Origin of the sequence: Nocardia colli, from assembly GCF_008704205.1 — a bacterium.
In the GTDB taxonomy this organism is placed as follows: domain Bacteria; phylum Actinomycetota; class Actinomycetes; order Mycobacteriales; family Mycobacteriaceae; genus Nocardia; species Nocardia colli.
In genome coordinates, this window is record NZ_VXLC01000044.1 from 1 (window position 1) to 990 (window position 990).

Annotated in this window: 1 protein-coding gene; it reads right to left on the reverse strand. The window is 67.1% G+C overall.

The window, feature by feature from the left end:
- The coding region (locus F3087_RS43575) for an AMP-binding protein (protein WP_150408072.1) at nt 1-990 on the reverse strand (990 nt) is incomplete at both ends.

Below are 990 nucleotides of genomic sequence, written 5' to 3' on the forward strand. Positions count from 1 at the left end.
AGGCCGGCGCGCTGCACGCCGAGCAGGTCGGCGTAGATGTTCGCGACGAGGCGCTGCACCGCGGTGACCGGCTCGCGGAACTCGACGGTCTCGAATACTGGTGCCGGCAACGCCTTTCGGTCCAGTTTGCCGGAGGCATTGACCGGCAGGTCGTCGAGCACGACGTAGGCCGTGGGCACCATGTATGCCGGTAGCCGGCCGGCGAGATCCGCTTTCACCGCATCGGGGTCGATGGCAGCACTCGAGCTGGTGACGAGGTACGCGACCAACTGCTCGCCCGCCGCGTTGTCGGCCCGCAGTACGACGACCGCCTGCGCGATCTCGTCCAGCCCGGTGAGGGCGTTCTCGATCTCGCCGAGCTCGATGCGCTGGCCGCGCAGCTTCACCTGGAAGTCGGTGCGGCCCAGGTATTCCAGTTCCCCATCCGGCGTCCATGCGACGAGGTCGCCGGTGCGATACATCCGTGTGCCGGTGGCGAAGGGGTTCGCCACGAAGCGATCGCTGGTGAGGTCCGGTCGTCCGACGTAGCCACGGGCCAACTGGATGCCCGACAGATAGAGCTCGCCCGCGACCCCTACCGGCACCTGGCGCAGGCGTGAATCCAGCACGTGCACCTGGGTGTTGAATACCGGTGCGCCGATCGGCACCGTGTCCGCATCCAGGTCGACGACCTCGTGAAACGTCACGTCGACCGCGGCTTCGGTTGGGCCGTAAAGATTGTGCACCGCGGCACCGGTCAACCCCCGCAACCGATGTGCGGGCCTCGGCGGCAGCGCCTCACCCGAGGTGAATACCAGCCTCAGCGAATCGCATCGAGCCGCAGCCCTATCGGCGACGAACACCGCGAGCATCGACGGCACGAAATGCGTGACGGTCACCCGCTCGCTGCTGATGACTCCCGCGAGATACGCCGGATCACGATGCCCGTCCGGCCTTGCCACGGCTAGACGGGCACCGATCTGTAAGGGCCAGAAGAACTCCCACACCGAC